General features: G+C 60.6%; 12 protein-coding genes. 7 read left to right on the forward strand and 5 right to left on the reverse strand.

Going from position 1 to position 20,733, the window contains the following annotated elements:
• Positions 1-24: 24 nt before the first annotated feature.
• Positions 25-840: a DUF2490 domain-containing protein gene (locus ACN19L_RS11410; RefSeq protein ID WP_426489637.1), complete on the forward strand. Its 816-nt coding sequence runs from the start codon at positions 25-27 to the stop codon at positions 838-840.
• Between the two features lie 109 nt (positions 841-949).
• Here the strand turns inward: ACN19L_RS11410 and ACN19L_RS11415 are convergent, their stop codons facing one another.
• The 3 genes from ACN19L_RS11415 to moeB all read right to left on the reverse strand — a co-directional run bounded on the left by ACN19L_RS11415 (position 950) and on the right by moeB (position 3,749).
• A complete protein-coding gene (locus ACN19L_RS11415) occupies positions 950-1,261 on the reverse strand; it encodes a hypothetical protein (RefSeq protein ID WP_426489638.1) in 312 nt (103 codons plus the stop codon).
• Positions 1,262-1,267: 6 nt separating this feature from the next.
• Positions 1,268-2,431 carry a putative sulfate/molybdate transporter gene (locus ACN19L_RS11420; protein WP_426489639.1) on the reverse strand — a complete coding sequence of 388 codons (1,164 nt, stop codon included), beginning with the start codon at positions 2,429-2,431 and terminating at the stop codon, positions 1,268-1,270.
• Positions 2,432-2,639: 208 nt separating this feature from the next.
• On the reverse strand, positions 2,640-3,749 hold the full coding sequence (moeB, locus tag ACN19L_RS11425) for a molybdopterin-synthase adenylyltransferase MoeB (RefSeq protein WP_426489640.1): 1,110 nt from the start codon (positions 3,747-3,749) through the stop codon (positions 2,640-2,642).
• 184 nt (positions 3,750-3,933) lie between these two features.
• On the opposite strand from moeB, the gene fdhD reads away from it, so the two are divergent.
• From fdhD to ACN19L_RS11445, 4 genes are all read left to right on the forward strand, one after another.
• A complete protein-coding gene (gene fdhD / locus ACN19L_RS11430) occupies positions 3,934-4,812 on the forward strand; it encodes a formate dehydrogenase accessory sulfurtransferase FdhD (RefSeq protein ID WP_426489641.1) in 879 nt (292 codons plus the stop codon).
• Positions 4,813-4,892: 80 nt separating this feature from the next.
• Positions 4,893-5,219, forward strand: a complete 327-nt coding sequence (locus ACN19L_RS11435; protein WP_426489642.1) for a DUF7009 family protein — start codon at positions 4,893-4,895, stop codon at positions 5,217-5,219.
• 45 nt (positions 5,220-5,264) lie between these two features.
• Positions 5,265-7,814, forward strand: a complete 2,550-nt coding sequence (locus ACN19L_RS11440; RefSeq protein ID WP_426489643.1) for an FdhF/YdeP family oxidoreductase — start codon at positions 5,265-5,267, stop codon at positions 7,812-7,814.
• Positions 7,815-8,224: 410 nt separating this feature from the next.
• Complete coding sequence (locus tag ACN19L_RS11445; RefSeq protein WP_426489644.1) at positions 8,225-8,863, forward strand: hypothetical protein; 639 nt, start codon at positions 8,225-8,227, stop codon at positions 8,861-8,863.
• 86 nt (positions 8,864-8,949) lie between these two features.
• On the opposite strand, the gene ACN19L_RS11450 is transcribed toward ACN19L_RS11445, so the two are convergent.
• Together ACN19L_RS11450 and ACN19L_RS11455 are read right to left on the reverse strand one after the other, a co-directional pair.
• Positions 8,950-11,406 (reverse strand): BamA/TamA family outer membrane protein, encoded by a 2,457-nt coding sequence (locus ACN19L_RS11450; RefSeq protein ID WP_426489645.1) that lies wholly within the window; start codon positions 11,404-11,406, stop codon positions 8,950-8,952.
• Between the two features lie 56 nt (positions 11,407-11,462).
• Positions 11,463-16,949, reverse strand: coding sequence for a translocation/assembly module TamB domain-containing protein (locus ACN19L_RS11455; RefSeq protein ID WP_426489646.1), 5,487 nt, complete (start codon positions 16,947-16,949; stop codon positions 11,463-11,465).
• A gap of 238 nt (positions 16,950-17,187) precedes the next feature.
• Here ACN19L_RS11455 and ACN19L_RS11460 point away from each other — a divergent pair, with 238 nt between their 5' ends.
• Both ACN19L_RS11460 and ACN19L_RS11465 read left to right on the forward strand, forming a co-directional pair.
• Entirely contained in the window at positions 17,188-17,586 is a 399-nt protein-coding gene (locus tag ACN19L_RS11460; RefSeq protein WP_426489647.1) for a carboxypeptidase regulatory-like domain-containing protein, read from the forward strand.
• 209 nt (positions 17,587-17,795) lie between these two features.
• On the forward strand, positions 17,796-20,531 hold the full coding sequence (locus ACN19L_RS11465) for a 4-alpha-glucanotransferase (protein WP_426489648.1): 2,736 nt from the start codon (positions 17,796-17,798) through the stop codon (positions 20,529-20,531).
• The last annotated feature ends 202 nt before the right edge of the window (positions 20,532-20,733 follow it).

Below are 20,733 nucleotides of genomic sequence, written 5' to 3' on the forward strand. Positions count from 1 at the left end.
ACGTTGGGTATCTTCGGCCCCCCTATGCTGCTCCGTTCCACCTTCCCGGTTTATTACGCACTGCCCGTGCTTGGCAGCTTGAGTCTGATATCGGCCGCGCAGGCCCAGACCAACGCCGGGCTCGACCGGCAGTGGGGCACCTGGCACATTGCCACGGTGGTGCTGCCCGGTGGCCCTAAGCACTGGGGCGGCTACGTGGAGCTGCAGGCCCGGTCCAACAGCCCGTTCCGGCAGTATTTCTACTATGAAACCAAGGCTGGGGTAAGCTACGATGTGGCCCGGAACTTCACTTTCATGGTAGCCGGGGGGCGGTACTCCACCTCCGATTACCGGGCCTTGAGCGCGGGGCCGCTGAATGTGGAGAAGCGCCTGTGGGAGCAGGTGACGTTTACGCACTATAGCGCCCGCCTGAAGGTGGAGCACCGCTACCGCGTGGAGCAGCGCTGGTTCCGCTTCCGCGACGACGTGATACCCACTGGCTTCAGCCGGTTTCGGGGCCGCCTGCGCTACCGGCTCAATGGTTTTCTGCCCCTCAACCAGCCGACCATAACCACCAAGACTGTATTCCTGTCGGTGTACGATGAGGTGTTTTTCAATCCGCGCGGACCGTTTTTTGAGCGCAACCGGGTGTATGCCGGCGCGGGCTATCAGTTTGATGCGCACTGGACGGCCCAGGCCGGGTGGTTGAACCAGGCCAACTACACCCCCGCCAGCTACCGGCAAAACATATTCATTCCCCAGACCACCGCCACCAAAAATAATGTGGTACTATCGGTGATATACCGCATTGGCCGCAGGAATGGCTCCTCTCCCGAGTTTGTACCTTCCCAGCCGGATTAGTAGCGAGTAGTGAGTAATGAGACATTACCGGCGGCAGGTACGGAGTGCTTGCATCGTGTCCTGTCCACGTCTCACTACCCAGTACTTCATACTTCATACTAAAGACTCACTACTCGCCTGGCACCAGATGCAGCGTGAGCGTGTGGCGGGCCTCCCCAACATAGTGCATATGCAGCTCCAGCGTCAGGTGTTGCGCCGTCAGGGTTCTGATGAGCAGATGCAGCGCTGCCTCGTTGCCGGCCTGCACAATTTTGCCGGCCTGCTTTACCCAGCCAGTAGCCGGAGCCGTAGCGGCTGGCTGGTTCAGAAAGCTGAAGTCGAACACGACACCTTCGTCCATGCTCCAGTAGCCCTGAAACGGCTGCGGGCCGGCCTCAATGCGCACCGTTTTCCAGACCTGACAGAGTATTCGTTCTTCCATACGCAGTTATTTTCCCAAGCCTACCCAGCCGCGCTGCATGGCGTAGTACAGGGCCGTACCCACTATAAGGCCTACAAGGTACCCATACGGCAGCCCACTGCATAATAATCCTACCAATAGTGCCAGCAGCAGGTCGGTGCGGGAGCCGGCAATATCGCGCAGCAAGGTAGCCAGCGTGAGGGCCTCAAACAGGAGCAGTACGCCGAGAATGGGCAGCGGAAAAATCTGGACAATTTGCTGGAAGCCCTGGCTGAACCCCAAGCCCAGCACCAGAAACAGCAGGCCATACAGCACGACTGAGCCGCCGGTGCGCCCCCCAAACGTGTAGTGCCCCACCATGCCGCCCGAGCCGTGGCACACCGGAAATCCACCCAGAAACGGATTCACCAAATTCATCAGGCCATAGGTGAAGCTGATTTGCCGTACCGTAAGCGGCCGGTCCGGGAAGTAATCCTCCACCACCTGCCGGGTAGCCAGCACCGAGTTGCCCAGGGAAAGCGGAATCTGGGGCAACGCCAGCAGCACCGCACCGGTCAGGATATCGGGCCACTGCGGCACGTGCCAGCCGGGCAGGTGCAGGCCAATGGCCCGGTGCGCCGTGGCCACATCCAGCTTGAACAGAAGGCCGTAGGTGACGCCCAGGGTTAGCACAACCAGGGCGGCGGGCCAGCGCCGGTTACCCAGCAGCACTACCGTTACCAGAAACGCCGCCGCCGCCAGCACGAACCCGGCTACACCATCGGCGGGCACATACTCCTTCAGGGCTAGCGTGGCCAGCTGCAGGGCCAGCCCAAACTGAATACCCCGGATAACGGCCTTGGGCACCAGTCGGGCCAGCGCGTCAATCAGGCCGGTTACCGAGAGCAGCAGCATGCTTACCCCAATGGCCAGTCCACCCCCAAAAATGATGCGGCCGGGAATTTTCTGGGCGATAACCAGTGCCGCAAAGGCCTTAAGCGGCTGTACCGGCATAGGCATGCCGTACCATAGCCCCGAAAACACCTGCATCAGCCCAAACATGACCAGTACCCCGGCGCTATCCATGCCGGAAGCGGCAATGATGCCGATAAGCAAGGGCAGATCGGTCCCCAAATCACCGAGCGCGCCCGCCAGCTCGTTTCTGTCGAAGCGAATACGGGGGCGGGGTGGCGGAGTAGCGGTAAGCGGCATGGGGAACTGTCAGAAGGCGTAAAGACGCGTATTCGCGGCCGGTCGTTGTGTAAGCTGTGTACTTGGTACCATTTAGCGTGGTCCTAGTTGATGTAGAGCGTCATGCTGAGCGAAGTCGAAGCATCTCTACTGAGGGCAACCAATATCAGTGCAACGAAGCGGTAGAGATGCTTCGACTTCGCTCAGCATGACGTTTTTATTCTCCCAATTATCTCACCACCTCATCACCCATAGCCGCATCTTCCCAGGCCAGAATGCCGCCTTCCAGGTTAATGAGGTTAGCCAAGCCGAATTCCGTTTGCAGCCGTTCGATGGCCTGGGCACTGCGCCGGCCGGAGCGGCAGTACACTACTACCGGGTGCTGCTTGGGCAGGAGGCTTACCCCCTTTTCCAGGGCACTCAGGGGCAGCAGTGTGGCGTTGGGCAGGTGGCCGGCGGCGTACTCGTGGGGCTCCCGCACATCCAGCAGGAAAGGCGGCTGGGCTGAAGCTACTTGTTCCTGCAGCTCTGCGGCCGAAATACTGCGTACCGATGCCCCGCACAGGTCGGCATAGTCGGTGCGGCTGGCGGTGTCCAGGGTAATGGCGGCTTGCTCAGGGCGGCGGTTGAATTTCAGGGTGCGGGTCTGGAAAGTCAGCGCGTCAAACAGCCAGAGCCGGCCGCTGAGCACCTCTCCAATGCCCAGCAGCACCTTCAGGGCCTCGGTGGCCTGAGCCGTACCCACCAGGCCAGGCAGCACGCCCAGCACGCCGGTGGCGTCGCAGTTGGGAGCCTCAGCGGCGGACGGGGGCTGCGGAAACAGGCAGCGGTAGGTGGGGCCGCCCTGGTAGTTGAACACCGACACCTGCCCTTCATACTTGTAAATAGCCCCGGAAATCAGCGGCTTGCCCAACAGCACGCAGGCGTCGTTGAGCAGGTAGCGGGTAGGGAAGTTATCGGAGCCATCAACAACCAGATCAAACTTGCTCACCAGCGCGCGTACGTTGCCCAGCGTGGCCCGGCAGCCGTACACTTCGGTGTGAACCAACGGGTTGATGCGGCGCACGGCGCGGGCGGCGGTGTCGGCTTTGGGCTGGCCCAGGTCGGCGGGGCCGTATAGGATTTGGCGCTGCAGGTTGCTGCGGTCCACTTTGTCGGCATCCACAATGCCCAGGGTGCCCACACCGGCGGCAGCCAGATACTGCAGCACGGGGCAGCCCAAGCCGCCAGCACCTACTACCAGTACGCGGGCCGCTTTCAGCTTTTCCTGGCCGGCTTCTCCAATTTCGGGGAGCTGCAGGTGACGGCGGTAGAGGTGGCGTTCTTCGGGGCTGAGCATAGCTGAGTGATGATATGACCCGCAAAGTGGTCAGGATGAGCAATGTACATGGCAAACCAACCGGCCTGGCCACGCAGCTTCTGAAACTCAAACTTAGTTACGGCCCCGAAGGTTAACCCAATATACCACCAGTCCGGCTGCTGGTGCGTAGAGCCTGCTGATTCCATCCGTTTTTCCCCCCGCCGTGTCTGCTCCTGTTTTTCTTCCTCCTACCAGCTACGAATACGCCACCGTTCACCGCGTGCAGGGCATGGCCGTCACAGAAACTTCGGATGTACTGGCCGCCGAGGAGCCGCTGGAAATCCGGGTGGGCTACGGACCGGCAGACGGGCGGCAGCATCGTACCCTGAGTATCACTATGCGTACGCCGGGCCACGATTTTGAGTTGGCAGCCGGTTTTTTGTTCACGGAGGGCCTCATCCGCAGCCGGCAGGAGCTGCAGGGCATTCTGTACTGCCCCGATGTGGAAAAGGAAGAGGAGCGGGAAAACGTGGTGCGGGCCGAGTTGGCCCCCTCTGCCCTGCCCGACCTGCCCCGGCTGGAACGCCACTTTTACACCAGCAGCAGCTGCGGGGTGTGCGGCAAAACCAGCATTGAAGCGGTGCACGCGGCCGCCTGCCCCGTGCTGCCTTCCGAAGGCCCGTACGTAGCTGCCCGCGTAATTCATCAGTTGCCCGAGCGGCAGCGGGAAGCACAGGCCCTGTTTGAGCAGACGGGCGGGTTGCACGCGGCGGCCCTGTTTTCGCCGGAGGGCGAGCTGCTGCTGCTGCGCGAAGACGTGGGCCGCCACAATGCCCTCGATAAAGTAATTGGCGCGGCGTTGCTGCAGGAAATGGTGCCGCTTCATCACACTGTGCTGCTGGTAAGTGGCCGGGCCTCATTTGAGCTGGTGCAGAAGGCCGCCGTAGCCGGCATTCCGGTGCTGGCGGCCGTGGGCGCCCCCAGCTCCCTGGCCGTATCCGCCGCCCGCGACTTCGGGATGACGCTTTGCGGCTTTGTGCGCCAGAACCGGTACAATGTGTACTCGCACCCCTGGCGGATTCTACCGGCTGAAAACGTATAAAACGTCTGTCAGCCCAGGCGTAGCGCCCATCAAGCCCGAATCCAGGATCTTGTCATCCGCCCGTTTTCATCTCCCTTACTATGAAGCTTCGTCTCGAAGATAATACGCTCCGCCTGCGCCTTGACCCACCCGAAGTGGACATATTCCGACAACAGGGCCGCCTGCAAACCACTGTACCACTGGGTCCGGCCGCCTTCGAGCAACTTACGTATAGCCTGGAGCGTGATGCCGGGGCCCCCGCCCTTATGGTTCGCTACGAGGCGGGTCACATTCGGGTGCTGTTGCCCACAGCCGTAGCCGACCAGTGGACCTCGACCAACGAAGTAAGCCTGCGCGGCAGCATCGAAGTTGCGGATAACCAAGTATTGCATATTTTGGTAGAGAAAGATCTGGGCTGTAAACACTAACGCCTTGGCTTACCTGCCTTCCCACCGTCATTTCCACCCAGCACCATGGAAGAATCTCCCGCCCACGACCCCAGCAAAGCCGGCAAACCCGAACAGCAAAAAGCGGAGAACAAGCCCCGCAGCGGCGAGCGGCCCGACCAGGGCGAAGCTCCCGCTCCCGACCACTACCGCCCCGATCCGCAACACGAACGTGACGAAAGCATGATACCCGCCCCCGACGTCCCCAACGCTAAATACCGCCACCCCATTCTGGCTCAGCCTCCGGAAGCCTTTACCGGCCTGAAGCTGGAGGAACGAGCCAAGGTAGCCGCCGGAGTTACCGCGGTTATCAAGAGCATGGAGTTTAGCTGGAGCGAAGGGGGGCTGAACCGCGGCACCCGGGGTCTGCTGAAAATGAACCAGAAGGACGGTTTCGACTGCTCCAGCTGCGCCTGGCCCGACCCCGACGACCACCGCTCGGTGGCCGAGTTCTGCGAGAACGGGGCCAAAGCCACCGCCTCGGATGCCGACGATAAAGCCGCCGGCCCCGAGTTCTTCGCCCGTCACAGCCTGGCCCAGCTTTCCCAGATGACCGACCGGGACCAGAACAACGCCGGCCGCCTTACCCACCCCATGGTGAAGCGCCCCGGCGACAACCATTACTCCCCCATTGCCTGGCCCGACGCCTTCCAGCTGATTGCCGACAACCTGAACTCACTGGCCTCGCCCGACGAGGCGGTGTTTTACACCTCGGGCAAGGTGCCCAATGAGCCGGCGTTCCTGTTTCAGCTGTTTGCCAAGCTCCTGGGCACCAACAACCTGCCCGACTGCTCCAACATGTGCCACGAGAGCAGCGGGGCGGCCCTGAGTCCCACGCTGGGCCTGGGCAAGGGCTCCGTTACGCTCAACGACATTCACGAGGCCGAGGTCATCCTTATCATCGGGCAGAACCCGGGCACCAACCACCCACGCATGCTCACGGCCCTGCAAAAGGCCAAGCGCAACGGGGCCAAAATCATTTCGGTGAACCCGCTGCCGGAAGCGGGTCTGATGGCGTTCAAGAACCCGCAGGATTTCATGAACCCCTTCAAGGCGCTGGGCGCGTTGCTGGGCGACGGCACGCAGATTACCGACCTATTCCTGCAAGTGCGCGTGGACGGCGACATGGCTTTGCTGCGCGGCATCATGAAGCACCTGTTCGAGGCTGAAGACCGCAACCCCGGCCAGGTGGTTGACCGGCCCTTCATCGACAAGTACACCACCGGCTTCGAGTCGTTTGAGCAGAACATCCGCAACACCAGTTGGGAGGATATTGAGGAGCTGAGCGGCATTTCGCGCGGGCAGCTGCTGGAGGCGGCCAACATCATTGCCACCAAGCAAAAGATTGTGACCTGCTGGGCCATGGGCGTTACCCAACAGCGCCAGGGCGTGCAGACCATTCAGGAAATCGTGAACCTGCAGCTGATGAAGGGCGCCATTGGCAAGCCCGGCGCGGGTACCTGCCCGGTGCGCGGCCACTCCAACGTGCAGGGCGACCGGACGATGGGCGTGTGGGAGCAACCCACCAAGGAGTTCCAAGATTCGCTGGCGAAGGAGTTCAACTTCCAGCCGCCCTACGAGCATGGCTACGACACCGTGGAGGCCATCAAGGCCATGTACAAGGGTAAAACCAAGGTGTTCTTCAGCCTGGGCGGTAACCTGCTGGCTGCCGGCCCCGATACTGAGGTAATTGCCGAGGGCATGCGCAAGCAGAAGCTCACCGTGTTTGTGGGCACCAAGCTCAACCGGGGCCACCTCACCACCGGCGAAACCAGCCTGCTGCTGCCCTGCTTCACCCACGCCGACGTGGACATGCAGAAGTCGGGCCACCAGATGACCTCCTGCGAAAACTCAATGGGCGTGGTGAGCCAGAACAAAGGCGTGTTGATGCCACTACCCGGCCAGATGATGAGCGAAGTGGCTATCCTGTGCGGTATGGCCATTGCCACCTTCGGCAACAAAATCAACATCGACGACTGGGTGGCCATGACGGAGAACTACGACGTTATCCGGGACCACATCAGCCGGGTAATTCCGGGCTTCGAGAACTTCAACGAAAAGCTGCGCCGTCCCGGCGGGTTCTACCTGCCCAATGGCCCTCGCGAACGGAAATTCACCACCAAAAACGGGAAGGCGAACTTCAGCACCACTGAGCTGGAGAAGTACACCCACGAGCCCGACCAGCTGATTTTGATGACTGTGCGCAGCCACGACCAGTTCAACACCACCATCTACGACTACAACGACCGGTACCGGGGCGTGCTGGGCGAGCGGCGGGTGCTGTTCATGAATGAGCAGGACATGGCAGCCCGGGGCCTCAAAGCCAAAGACCTCATCGACATTACCAGCCACTTCAAAGGCGAGCAGCGCACCGTGGAGAAGTTCCTGGCCATTCCCTACGACATTCCGAAGGGCAACGTGGCCGCCTACTTCCCCGAGGCCAACCCGCTGGTACCGGTAGGCAGCGTGGCTAAAACCAGCAACACGCCCACTTCCAAGTACGTGGTAGTAACCGTGGTACCCGCCCACAAAACGGTAGGAGCGCCGGTAGAGGTGCGCATGGCGGCGGAGGCGTAACGCTGAATAACAGTATATTACAAAGAGGCCCGGTTGCAGTGCTGCAATCGGGCCTCTCTGTGTTAAAAATATTTCTCAAGCTCAGCAGTATCGATGAATAACTACTAGGTTTGTACTGCTTGCTCGACACTAGTACCCCGCGCTTGAGCTATGCCCCTTACCTGTTACCTATTGTTACAAGGTGTTTTTCTAAAATGAATAACGCCATAATAAATCGAATAACATATTAGTACATAATGTAAATGAAAACCAAAATTTTCTTGCTAGCACTTTTCACATTAGTGCTCAGTAACACAGTGCAAGCTCAGCGTAAACTGTACTTGGATGTTAAGGCAGGAAGTGAATATGCTTATGCCGAAGGTGCTCATTTCGGTTTAGGCTAAAGACCACTAAAAGGAAGAAAATTCATTATGAAGTTCGTTCCTTCGATAACAGCACGTTATCAGCTAAATGAGAAATTATCTTTCTCTACGGGCTATTCCGGCGGAGCAGCCGGTTTCGGCTATAAGCTGAAAATACCGGACAACATTACGCATAATGATTTTGGAGGCGCATGGAATTCGGCCGCTTCTGCAACGTACATAGACAGAATTCCATCCCTAGTAAATTATAGATTTCATCAATTTAATTTCACACCGATAGACACTGACAAAAAATTATATAATTATTCTATAAAGTTTGATATAACAGCAGGTGTATGTGTCAACAGAATTCATAGCTTCACTAACAGCAAGCTTGCGCTTGGCCCTGTATTTCTTAAAGACACTATAGATTTCAACGAGTCTAATTCTCAGATAGTCAACCGCTGGGGTGGCTATGCAACGCTGGGAGCTACTGCGCGGTTTTATCACCTAGGTAAGGAGCGCATGAATGTTAGCTTGTTCATCAATCAGGGCTTCACTGATTTGATGCATACCCAACTTGACTATACCTACAATTCCCGCACGGGTACTCAGCTGTTTCGTTCGCGGGGCTCAGGAGTTGGCTTTGCCGTGGGTATTCCGCTTCTGCTGAAAACCTTCGAAACCAAAGCGAAACCCGCTCCTTAAGGCGGCAAGGCGCAAACTACCTATATAAAAGGCTCAGCTACACAATTAGCTGAGCCTTTTACGTGGTGGGCTTGAATTATGCGCGGCTAGAATGGATACCCAATGGCAATATTCAGGCGGCCGGCTCCCAGGTCCTGTTTGCTGAACGATTGGTTGAGGCTGGGGCGGATAACCTCATTGTTGGTGTAGGGCACGCGCAGCGGGTAGGCGTAGTCGAAGCGGATGACGAAGAACTGCACGTCGATGCGGATACCGGCGCCCGCGCCTACGGCCAGTTCTTTCAGAAACGTGCTGGGCGAGAATTGGCCGTTTTTGCCGTCGGGGTTGCCATCCTTGTCCACCGTCACGCGGCTGGGGTCTTGGTTGATGAGCCAGATATTGCCAGCATCTACAAACAAGGCCCCTTTCACGTACGGGAACAAATCTTGGCGGTACTCGGCGTTGGCTTCCAAGCGCATGTCGCCCACTTGGTCGTAAAACGAACTATTCTCGGAGGAAATAGGGGCACGATACGTACCGGGGCCAATCCCCCGGGCAGCAAAGGCCCGCACGCTGTTGGGCCCGCCAATGCCGTACTGCTTCAGATAGGGCAGCACCCGCGAGTTCTGGTACGGCAGGCCCGCCCCAATCAGCAGGCGGGTGGCCAGCTTGTTGCCGCTGCTGGGGTTGGAGCTGGTGCGGAAGTAGTTGCGAAACTCCAGGTCGACTTTGGTGTACTGGGCAAACTGCTGGCTGAGCAGTGTATAGGCTTGGCTGCCGTCGGCGTTGGTAATGCGGGGCTGCCCAGTCCGGGAGCTAAGCAGGTACGCCAGGTTACCGGCCACTTCCACACCGCCGCTGAAATACACCTGATTGCGGCGCTGCTCCAGCGCCTGCTGGTTGTAGGTGTAGCGGTAGGAGCTGGCCAGCACAAACTGCTGCCGGAAGGAGTTAGCTAGAAATGGTCGCTCTAGTAGTAGCCGATTAAACGTAGCACTGGTATCAGCCAGACGCAGGTACTGTACGTCGATAGGACGCAACTCGTGCTCATTGGTAAGCCGGTTTTTCCAGGTGTAGCCGTAGTTCACGTTGAACGCCTGCTGGGTAAAGGCGTCGCGGCGGGTAACGGTTTTGGCTCCTACTCCGAACGTAGTACGGGGCTGGAAATCGGAGTTTTTCAGCCGGATATCGAAGGGCGGCGTAATGAGACGGGGCACCACCAGTTGGGCATTGGCCCCCAGCTCGTAACTGGTCAGACCAATGGTATTGGTGTTGCTGCGCGTCTGGTTTTCGAACGTGCCCGTTACGTTCACCAGCAGCTGCTCAGCCCCGCGCAACGCCGAGCGGTTACGGAACTGTATTTGGAAGCCCGGTCCTGTAAAGCCGTTCGATTTGCTCACCAGCAGCACCTCGGCCCGCAGGCTTTTCTTGGGCAGCTGGGTCATGCGCACGTAGGAATTCAGGAAGCCGTACCCCGCCGAATCCGCCTTCTGGCGGGCGGGGCGGAAACCGATGTCCACGTACTTGAAGGTGCCCAGGCTCATCAGGCGACTCAGGGTCTGGTCCTGGCGGCGGCGACGGTACAGGCTATCCGGGTACAGGAACACGGCGTTGGTAATAGCCTTGGCCTTAAACACCTTTTCATCGGGGTAGTAGATGTAGCCCTGGTAGCGGATGGGCCGCTCACTCACTGTCGTATCATTCAGGGTATAATCGGTATTCAGCCGAATACGGTCCAGGATATAGGGCTTAGCGGCCTGGGCCGGGGTTTTGCCCTTGATTTTTAGGTACACATTCACCTGGTTGTTCAGGGTGCTGTCCACCTGAAACAGAATGTAATCGGGGTTGAAGTAGTAGAACCCCTGATTCTTCACGGCCTGGTCGATGCGGAGCCGTTCGTTGGTGAAGGTTTGCAGGCTGTACGGGTCGCCCACTTTCAGCAGCGAGGCCGCCTGGGTGGCGCGCACGGCGCGGGGCAGCAGGGAGTCGCCTTCGGGGAAGTGAATTTCCTTGATGGTGTAGGGCCGGCCCACGGTGGCGGTGTAGTCAACGGAAGCGGCCTGGCCCTTCACCTGTACTTTGCTGTGCACTACCGGCTGGAAGTACCCGTTATTGTACAGCCGGTTTATCATCAGGCCCTTTACCTTCTGGGTATCAACTTGGCTTAATAGCACGGGCTTTTCGCCGTACTTATTAGCCAACCAGTGGCCCAGACCTTTGGTTTTGCCCTCGCCCATGTGCCAGAAATACAGCTTGGGCCGCAACCCCAGAAAGGAGGCGTTGGGCTTAGGCGTAATCACGCCGGTCAGCTCCGTGGTCAGTTCCGCTTCCTTGGGAATCGGGCTTGCGGACTTCACCTTCACCGTGCTGCCGGTATAGAGCTTGCTGCCCTCTGGAATGAACTTCGTACCCGAGCAGGCCGCCAGCAGCAGCCCGCTGCCCAGCATCAGCCACCGCCGAAGCGCCTTCCCCGGCCCATATTCCGCGGGGGAACAAGCCGGAGCCTGACGATTGGTATCGGCAGCTTGCGTGGTCGATGAAGAAGCAGGTCGGTGAAAAAGCATGCGGTACACGTTCAGAACGAAGAATCGGTAGGCTCCTGTCAGGAGCCGGAATAAGGTTATCGGCGGGTAGAATCGGGGCGGGAAACCGGGCGACTGGCGCGCCGGGCCGAATCGGGCCGAGCGGCAGGGCGCTGACGCAACGAGTCGGGCCGGGGGCTGGGGAAAGCCGCGGAAGAGTCGCGGGCGGTGCGGCGGTCCTGCCGACGCTGGCGGCGGTTTAGCTTGATGTCCTCCTTCACGTTGTCGTCGATGCCCTTAAACAGGTCGGCCAGGGTCTGGTAGTCGCGCTGGAAGATGAGCGAAGCCCCGGTGCGCACAAACTGCCCGTCAATGTCGCCGTAGGCGTTGTTGCGGAAGGCCCGCAGGCGGATGCGGCCGTTGGCCAGCACGTTGTACTCCACGCTCACGTCGCCGGCAAAAGCACTCACGCCGGCCCCGTTCTGGCCGGTGCTGGTTTGGTTGCCCCCGCCCAGCGGCACATCGGTGCCGAGGCGCACAGTGAGACGGTTGTTGAGCAGCTGGCGGCGCACGGCCACGTTCAGGTCGGTGCGGGTTTTCTCTTGGCCGCTGCTGAAGTCGGCGTAGGAGTTCACGCCCAGCTCCACGCCCAGGTTGGAAAGGTAGGAGCCGGTGAGGTTGTTGAGCTGCTGGGTGAGCACCTGGCTGGCCGAGCCGCGCAGCTGCTGGGCCACCAGGTTGCCGCTGCTGCTCCGGAAGGGGTCGTCGGCCAGGAAGCGGCCCAGCACCAGCAGCGAGAACACCTGCTTGTTCAGCTCGCTTTCCTGGGAAGGCTGACGCAGCTGGGTGAGGCGGGCCTCAATGGGGCCGCGCAAGTCGGAGCGGGCCTCCTCGGGCAGCCGGATATCAAACCCGATAACCGGCTTGAGCAGCTCCCCGGTTACTTTCAAATCCACCACAAACGGCAGCGGATTGCGGCCGATGGCGTTCAGGGTTTCGTCAGTAGTCCCCTGGGCCGAAATCAGCTCGGCGGGCGCGGCCCGCACGTTGTAGAGGGCCGTTACGTTGGCTTGGCCGTTGTAGGGGTCCCCGCTCCAGGTGATAGACGAGCCGGGCGCAATATCGAATTCCCGGGAAGCCAGGTCGTAGAGCGACATCTGGTACTTGCCCTTGGCTACATCAAGGCGGCCGGTGAGGGTGATAGTGCCGGTAGGGTCGATGGCCGTGTTGAGCGTGCCGTTGGCCTGCACCTTCAGGTTGTCGCCGGAGGCCTCGTCCACCACAATGGTAAAGGGCGTGTTGTCGGTTACCGTTACTACGGCCTGAATATCGTAGCCGGCGGCGGTTTGGGCGGTGTCTAGGGCCAATTGCCGGGCCAGCATGGTATCAATGGGTGCGCTCTTGTCGATGAACTCCACAATGCCGTCGCGCTCCACTTTCACCGGGTCATCGGTGGGGATGCCCACAAACAGGTTGGAGCCGTCGGCCACGCGGGCCCGGGTACGCACCACTGGCAGGTTCAGGGAGCCGGTAATGCGGGAGTCGGAATCCACGAACAGCTTGCCCCAGAACAGGTTGTTCTCGCGGCGGGAGCTTTGCACGGCCAGGAAGTTGTCGGTAGTAGCCTCCAGGTTGAAGCGGAAATCCGACACGTAATCCGTAGTCAGCACCTGCCCGTTGATGAGGGCTTCGCTGCCTAGGGAGTCCGTCACGGCAAAGTCATCGAAGCTGATGCCTTGGTTGGTAAACGCAATTTCCTGGGATTTCAGGAAGAAAGGAGCCCCCAGCTGGCTGAGCGTGAAGGTGGCATCAGGCGTAGTGGTGAGCGTGCCGTTGATGTCGGGGCGGCTTACCGTGCCCGTTACGGCCAACTGCCCGGTTACGCCCCCGCCCATCTGCTGGAGTTGGCCCAGGGAGAAGGGCTCGATGATTTTCAGGTCCAGCCGGTTCACGTTCACGTCAAACTGAATGGGCGAAGGCGGGGTGGCCAGGTAATAGCCCACGGCGCGCACATCCATGCCCTGCTGGTTGGTGAGGCGGGCATCCACGTTGAAGCGGTCGGGGGTGGGGTTGGTAGCCTGCACGGCCACATCCCCAATAATGGACTTGTTGTAGGTGAAGCCGCCCAGGGTGGCATTGGCCGTGAAAGCCTGCCGGGGCTGGCCCAGGCTGTAGGCCACGGCCTGCCCGTTCAGCGTACCCGCAATCAGCGAGTCCTGGAAGCCGGCAGCCCGGCCCAGGGCGTTGATTTCCAGGTTCTGCATGTTCACCTGCAGCGGGAACTGCGGCCCGGTGAGGGTTTCGAGGCTGAGGCGGCGCTGGTTGCGCGAGAAGCTCACGTTGCGGGCGAAAATGGCCCCGGTGCCGGTGGTGTAGCGCAGCTCATTATCTGCCGGGGTATCCCACTGCTTGCGGTCCAGCATCAGCTTGGGGTCGAAGCGGAACACGTACGCCTCGCCACCGTTCAGCTCCCGCAACGCCCCGGCCAAGTTCAGCCGCTCGGCGCTGTCGGATTCGGCAATGCGCAGGCGCGTCCCGATTTCGTTGTTCTGGATGCTGCCCGTGAGGCTGGGGTTCGGGATGGTCAGCGTGGTATCCTGGCTGACTTGGCGCAGGCCCAGGGCATAGTCCAGCTTCTGGGGGTCCGACTGCACGGCCAGCTTCAGGGAGTCCATAGCATAGCCCATGTACACGATGCGGCGGATGGCCGTGTTCAGGCGCAGATCGGCCTGGCGGCTGTCGTAGCTGCCGGTGAGCTTGAAGGGCGTGAGGCGCTTGAGGTCGGGCACCAGCTGCTGAATCAGGCGGGGCTGCTTCACATTGGCCTCGAACGAGAACTGCCGGTATTCGCCGCCGGGCCGGAACTGCACGCCCGGCAAATCAAAGTACCGGTCGATGTGCTGCTGCAAAGCCGTGGCAATGTCGCCCAGGCGGGTGTTGCCGCGCAGGGTCACGTCGGCCACCGAGCTGGCAAAATCCACCTCGGTGCGGCCGGTGCGCTGCACAATGCGCCCACTCACCGAATCCAGCGCAAATGGCTGGTTGTTGCTCACAATCACGATGCGGTTGCCGGAGAACGTGCCGTTCAGGGTGTTCAGGTCGGAGCCGCTGAGGTTGGCGGTCAGGTTGCCCTGCACGCGAAGGTCGCCGCCCGAGTAGAAGCCCAGGGCCGTGAGGTTGGCCCCGCGCAGGTTCAGGCGGTCCACGGTGTAGGTGGGGTTGGCAGCGTTGCGCAGGTCGATAGTGGCCAGCACGTCCAGGTTCAGGTTGGGGTCGTCCTTGCTGCTGGCTTCCACCACGTAGCGGTTCCGGTCGATGTCCACGTTGGCGGTGATGCCGCGGTAGGTGTAGCCGTTGTAGGTGGCCTGCTGCACGTTGGCTTTCAGCTGGCCCCGCAGCTGGTTGGGGTCGAGGCCGCCGCGGCCGGTGAGGGTGCCGTTGGCGGTTACCTTGCCAATGGTGGGGTCGTTCAGAAACTTGCCCACGTCCAGGCCCTGGGTGCTGAACACGGCCCGCACCGGCTCCTGACCCTGGGGCCCCTCACCCACGTTCACCTTGACGGCCAGGTTGCCGTAGGTGGTGCGGGCCTTCAAATCAGTATCAAACACCAGTGCCGTAGGCCGACCCCGGAACGTGCCGGTGGCCGAAATGCGGGGTGGCAGGTTGTAGCCCGCCGGAATGGTGCCGGCTGGCAGAATTCCCCGAATATCGGCGGCGGTAGAGGTGAACTCCTTAATGTTGAAGTCCACGAACAGGCGGCGGTCCGTATTCGGCAAACCCACCAGGCGGCCGGTAGTCCGGATGCGGGTGCCCTGCAGGCCCTGGAAGTTGATATTGGTGAGGGCCAGGTTGCTGATGCGGCCCCGCACCTGCCCGCTCATGGTCATGGGGGCGTTGGGGTTGATGCCCAGCTCCGGCAGCGTGCCCTTGGGCAACAGGCTGCGCAGGTCGTTTTCGGTGGTGCGCACGTAGCCCAGGTTCAGGTCCAGCACCAGCCGGTCGTCGGTGTTGGGCAGGCCCTGGATGCGGCCTGAGCCCCGCACCACGGAGTTGCGGAAGCCCGTGAAGTCCAGGTTCTGCACCCGCAAATCACCCAGCCGCCCGCTCACCAATCCACTTATCAAAAACGACTGATTAGGCCCGCTGCTGAACGGGGGCGTGTCAATCAGGCTGGGCGTGATATACAGCACGTCGCGGAAGCCCAGACGGGCCTCGCGCAGGTCACCGTTCATCCGCAGGTTGGGCAGGTCGTCGGGAATAGCCGCTAAGTCTTTGAAGCCAATACCGATGCGGCGCTTGAGGTGGCTGTGGGGCGTAACCAGGTCCAGGTTATTGAGCTGAATACGGTTGGCGTCGTAGAGCACGTCGGCGGCAGCGCGGGTGATGGCAAAGCCACTCTGCTCCTGCCCCGCCAATTGGTTGATACGGCCGGTGGTGCTGTCCTGGGAGTAGCGCAGGTCCTCAGTATTGAGCGTGAGGTTCGTGAACTTCAGGTGGTTGTAGTCCATGCCCTTAATGCGCGTCTGCTGCCGGGGCTCGTTGAAGTTGTCGAAGGCCACGTCCACCCCGCTGATATCCGACTGCTTGAGCGTCACTACCCAGCTGGCTTCCTGGCCGGTGGCGTTTTCCACCGAGGCGTTCAGGTCGCGCACGGCTTCGGCGGGGTTCACCACGCGCCGCTCCACCGGCACGTTCTCGTTCTGGGCGTAGGCAAAGGTGGTATTCTTGAGCCGGAGCGTGTTCAGCGCCACCCGGCTATTTTTCAGGTCGATGTTATCGGCCGTCACGTCGGCCTCGCCAATGCGGGTGCTGATGAACTGGGCTGAGGGGTCGTTCCGGTAGCTCAGGCTCACGTTCTGGAGCTGGGCCCGGTTCAGGCCGAATTCCAGCTGCAAAGCGGCCGTATCCTGGGGAGTGTCCGGCGGCACCTTCGTCTGCACGATGGTAACGCCGGTGTTGCGCAAAGCGGCCTGGTCTACCCTATAGGTGGAGCCATCCACGTCCACCTCGTCCATGCTCACGGCCAGCTCGCCCACCCGGGTGCGCACGTTCATCCCGTCCACCTGGTCGTTGTAGGTGAGCAGGATATTGGTCAGGCGCAGGTCGCCGATGTTATACTTAAAGCCCGCCCCGGTCGTATCGGCCGGGGTGGTTTTTACCGTGGAGGTATCCCCGCTGGCAAACGCTTTTACAATAAAGTCGTAGTTGGAGATACTGTCGGGCTCGGTGCGCTTAATGGCCAGCCGCCCGTCGTTCAGCTCCAGGCTCTTCAGGTTCACCTGTGAATTGAGCAAATCCCAGATACCCAGGTCCACGCCCAGATGCCCTACCGACAGCAACGTGTCGCCTTTCTGGTCTTCCAGGTACACGCCATCGAAGCTAATGGCGTGCCGGAAGTCGGAGCGAAACTTGCCGATACGGACCTCCGTCTGCAGCTTATCGCGCAGGTAGTCTTCCGCCTTGCGGGCCACAAAGTCCTGGCCCGAAGAAGTCTGAATATAGACGTACAGGCCAGCCAGCAGCAGCAGCACCAACCCAATCAGGCCCAGCAGGCCATATAAAATACGACGTAGAGTAACCGGCAAAAGGCAGAGCGTATAGATGAAACTCAGTGAGCCAAACGCAAAATTTTGGCTATGGTTTGGCAACCTACTCGTTTCAGCAATGACAACTGCATTTTATTGACTAATCTAGCTGAACAGTAGCGCGCCGCTACCACTGTACCGGGGAAACAGCATTTTCCCGGTACGGTCCGTTCTCTCTACCCGTTCACCGCTCACACCCATGCTACCACCCGCTGTTTCTCGCGTATTATCAGTCCGGATGCGTCCTCTTGCCCGTGCCACCGGCTCACTGGCGCTGTTACTACTGGCTTTGACCGGCCGGGCCCAGTCGCCCTCTCCAACTGCCCCCCTGGAGTTTACGGGGGCCGTATTCAGCACCTCCGGGCAGCCACTGGCCGGGGCTACGGTGGCGGTAGAGGGCAAGGCCCTGCAAACAGCCATTGCCAACGCCGAAGGATTCTTTTTGCTCCGCCTGCCGGCCGGGCAACCGGCCCGGCTGGTGGTGGCATTTCCCAGCCACGAAACGCAGATAATAACACTCAACGCCCCTGAAAAAGAGAAAAATCTGGTCGTGACGCTCCCGCAACTTTCGAAGTACTCCGCCGATGCCAAGGCATTACGAGCCCGCCAGAAAAAATACCGCCGCGCACGACAATAGCATCCGGGAGACTGGGCGGGTTATTGAGCACTCACTCCGGCCACGCGGCCCTGCATCAACGCGGCACCAACCAGGCATCAACCCGGCATTAGTCCGAAAAAAAATCACCGTAATTGCCCCCCGAAATGGCTGGTTACCGCAGGTTTCCGGTGCTGTTTTAGCGTATTAAGAGCTATCTTCGGGCCCCAATTTTTACTTGTCCGTTCCCGATGATTCTTCGCTTTACGCTACCCTTCCGCACGGCCTGGGGCCAGCGCCTGGTGGTGTGCGGTTCCTTGCCCAGTCTGGGCCAGTGGAACCTCGACCAAGCCCTGAGCCTCCATTACCAGCCTGAGTCCGGTTTTTGGACCCAGGAAATCAGCCTGCCCGACGACCAGTTGGGTACCGTAGAGTACAAATACGTCCTGCTGGATGAGCGGGACGGCGGCAAGCACTGGGAATGGGGTCCCAACCGCGCCATCGGTACCGAGCCCGGTCAGTTTACCCGTATTGTGCTGGAAGATTACTGGCGGGCTCCTGCCCTGCCCGAGAATGAGTTGCATACCGCCGCCTTTACCAAGGCCCTGATGCGCCGTCTGGTGGCCCCTGCTCCGGCCGCTAACCCGGCCCGGCTGGCCGACTCGGTGGTGCGCTTCCAGCTTTCGGCCCCGCGCGTGGATTCCGACCACCAGCTCTGCGTACTGGGCTCAGACCCCGCGTTGGGGGCCTGGGATGCCAAGAAGGCCGTGGTATTATCGGATGCCGACTACCCGACCTGGTGCGCCGATGTGGCCCTGGAAAATCCGGGCCGGACGGTGCAGTATAAATACGGTATCTGGGACCCGCGCGACAAGAAGATTCTGCAGTTGGAAGCCGGCGAAGACCGCCTGATTGCTGCCAGCCAGGACAAGCGTACCCTACGCGTGAAGGCCGACGACCAGTTTCGCTACCCCACCGGCAACTGGCGCGGAGCCGGCGTGGCGCTGCCGGTGTTTGCCCTGCGCAGCCGCCAGGGCCTGGGCGTGGGCGAGTTTCCCGACATCAAGCTTTTGGTGGATTGGGCCGTGGCTACCGGCCTCAAGCTGGTGCAGGTGCTGCCCATCAACGACACCGTGGCCACTCACACGTGGGTGGATAGCTACCCCTACGCCGCCATTTCGGTGTTTGCCCTGCACCCGCAGTATCTGAACCTTGATGCCGTAGCCGAGTTGCAGGACGAAGCCGCCCGCGAGGAGCTGGCCCGCCTGCGCGAGGAGTTCAACGCCAAGGATTTTGTGGATTACGAGCCGGTGATGAACGCCAAGTGGAAGTTCATCAAACAGCTCTACCAACAGGAAAAGGCGGCCTTGCTGGCCGACCCCATGTACCAGCTGTTCCGCGACGAGCAGAAATCCTGGCTGCTGCCCTACGCGGCCTTCTGCGGCCTGCGCGACCGGTTTGGTACGGCCGACTTCACGCAGTGGCCCGAGGAGTTCCGCTCACCGGCCGTGGCTGCGGAGCTGGTGCGCGAGGACAACCCTGAGTTCGACGAGTTTGGCGTGCATCTGTTCACGCAGTTCCACCTTGACCGGCAGCTGCTGGACGCCGTGGACTACGCCCGCCAGCACGGCGTGGTAGTGAAGGGCGACCTGCCCATCGGCATCTACCGCCACTCGGTGGACGCCTGGACGCAGCCCGAGCTGTACCACATGCACCAGCAGGCCGGTGCCCCGCCCGACGATTTCTCGGTGACGGGCCAGAACTGGCGTTTCCCTACCTATAACTGGGAGCGGATGGCCGAGGATGGCTACCAGTGGTGGCAGCAGCGCATGGGCCACCTGGCCCGCTACTTCGACGCCCTGCGCATCGACCATATTCTGGGCTTTTTCCGCATCTGGGAAATTCCGGGGCACTCGGTGGAAGGGTTGCTCGGGCACTTCTCGCCCGCCCTGCCCCTGCACCGCCACGAAATTGAGCAGCGCGTGGGCTGGTTTGATTACGGCCGCATGTGTGAGCCGTATATCCGCTGGCACACTCTGCAAGAAATCTTCCACGGCCAGGCCCAGAACGTGTTCGATGAGTTTATGGAGGATGCCGGCTACGGCGCTATCCGCCTGAAGGAGCACGTGCGCACCCAGCGCCAGATGGAGGCCGTGTTTGCCGAGAAAATCCAGCAGGATCCCGCCAACACCGAACACTATACCTGGCTGCGTACCGGCCTGTATAAGCTGGCCAACGAGGTGCTGTTCGTGCCCGACGACCAGCAGCCCGATTTCTACCACCCGCGCATTACGGTGTACCTGAGCCGCTCCTTCAAGGAGCTGGACGAGCAGACCCGCCCCCGCATGCACGAGGTGTACATCGACTTCTTCTTCCGCCGCCACGAGGATTTCTGGCGTCGCCAGGGGCTTGTTAAGCTGCCCGCCGTGCGCTGGGCCACCGATATGCTCATCTGCGGCGAAGACCTGGGCATGGTGCCCGAGTCGGTGCCGGGCGTGATGAAGGCCTTGGGCATCCTGGGCCTCAACATTCAGCGCATGCCCTCCGACCCGAATGTAGAGTTCGGGCACCCCAATGCGGCCCCATACCTGAGCGTGGTAAGCCCCGGCTCGCACGATATGAGCACCGTGCGCGGCTGGTGGGAGGAAGACCGGGAGAAAACCCAGAAGTTCTTCGAAACCATTCTGGGCCATTGGGGTGAGCAGGCTCCGCAGTACTGTGAGCCGTGGGTAGCCCGCGAAATAACCGTGCAACATCTGTATTCCCCAGCTATGTGGGCCATTTTCCCGCTGCAGGATTTGCTGGCCATGGATGCCCGCCTGCGTCGCCAGGACCCCTTGGAGGAGCAGATTAACGTGCCGGCCAACCCCACGCACTTCTGGAAATACCGCTTCCACATTCCGCTGGAGGAGTTGCGCCAGGAAACCGGGTTCAATGATGAGGTGCAGCAGCTGGTAAACCAGAGCGGCCGCAACCAGACGTATTAACCCTCCGCGTATCCGCGTATTCATTCGGCAAACGAAAAGCGCCCGGCCAGTTGGTCGGGCGCTTTTCGTTTGGTAGGGCCGGAATGGTTAAGTAGGTCGCGTTCCACCGACGTAACCCCGAACTAGATGTGACTGGTTGTCCGCTTACAGCAATCAGTCACTGTTTTCAGCGGCGGGCAGATCCCGCCGTTGCTACAGGTGG

The organism is Hymenobacter sp. 102 (assembly GCF_049949205.1).
In the GTDB taxonomy this organism is placed as follows: Bacteria; Bacteroidota; Bacteroidia; order Cytophagales; family Hymenobacteraceae; genus Hymenobacter.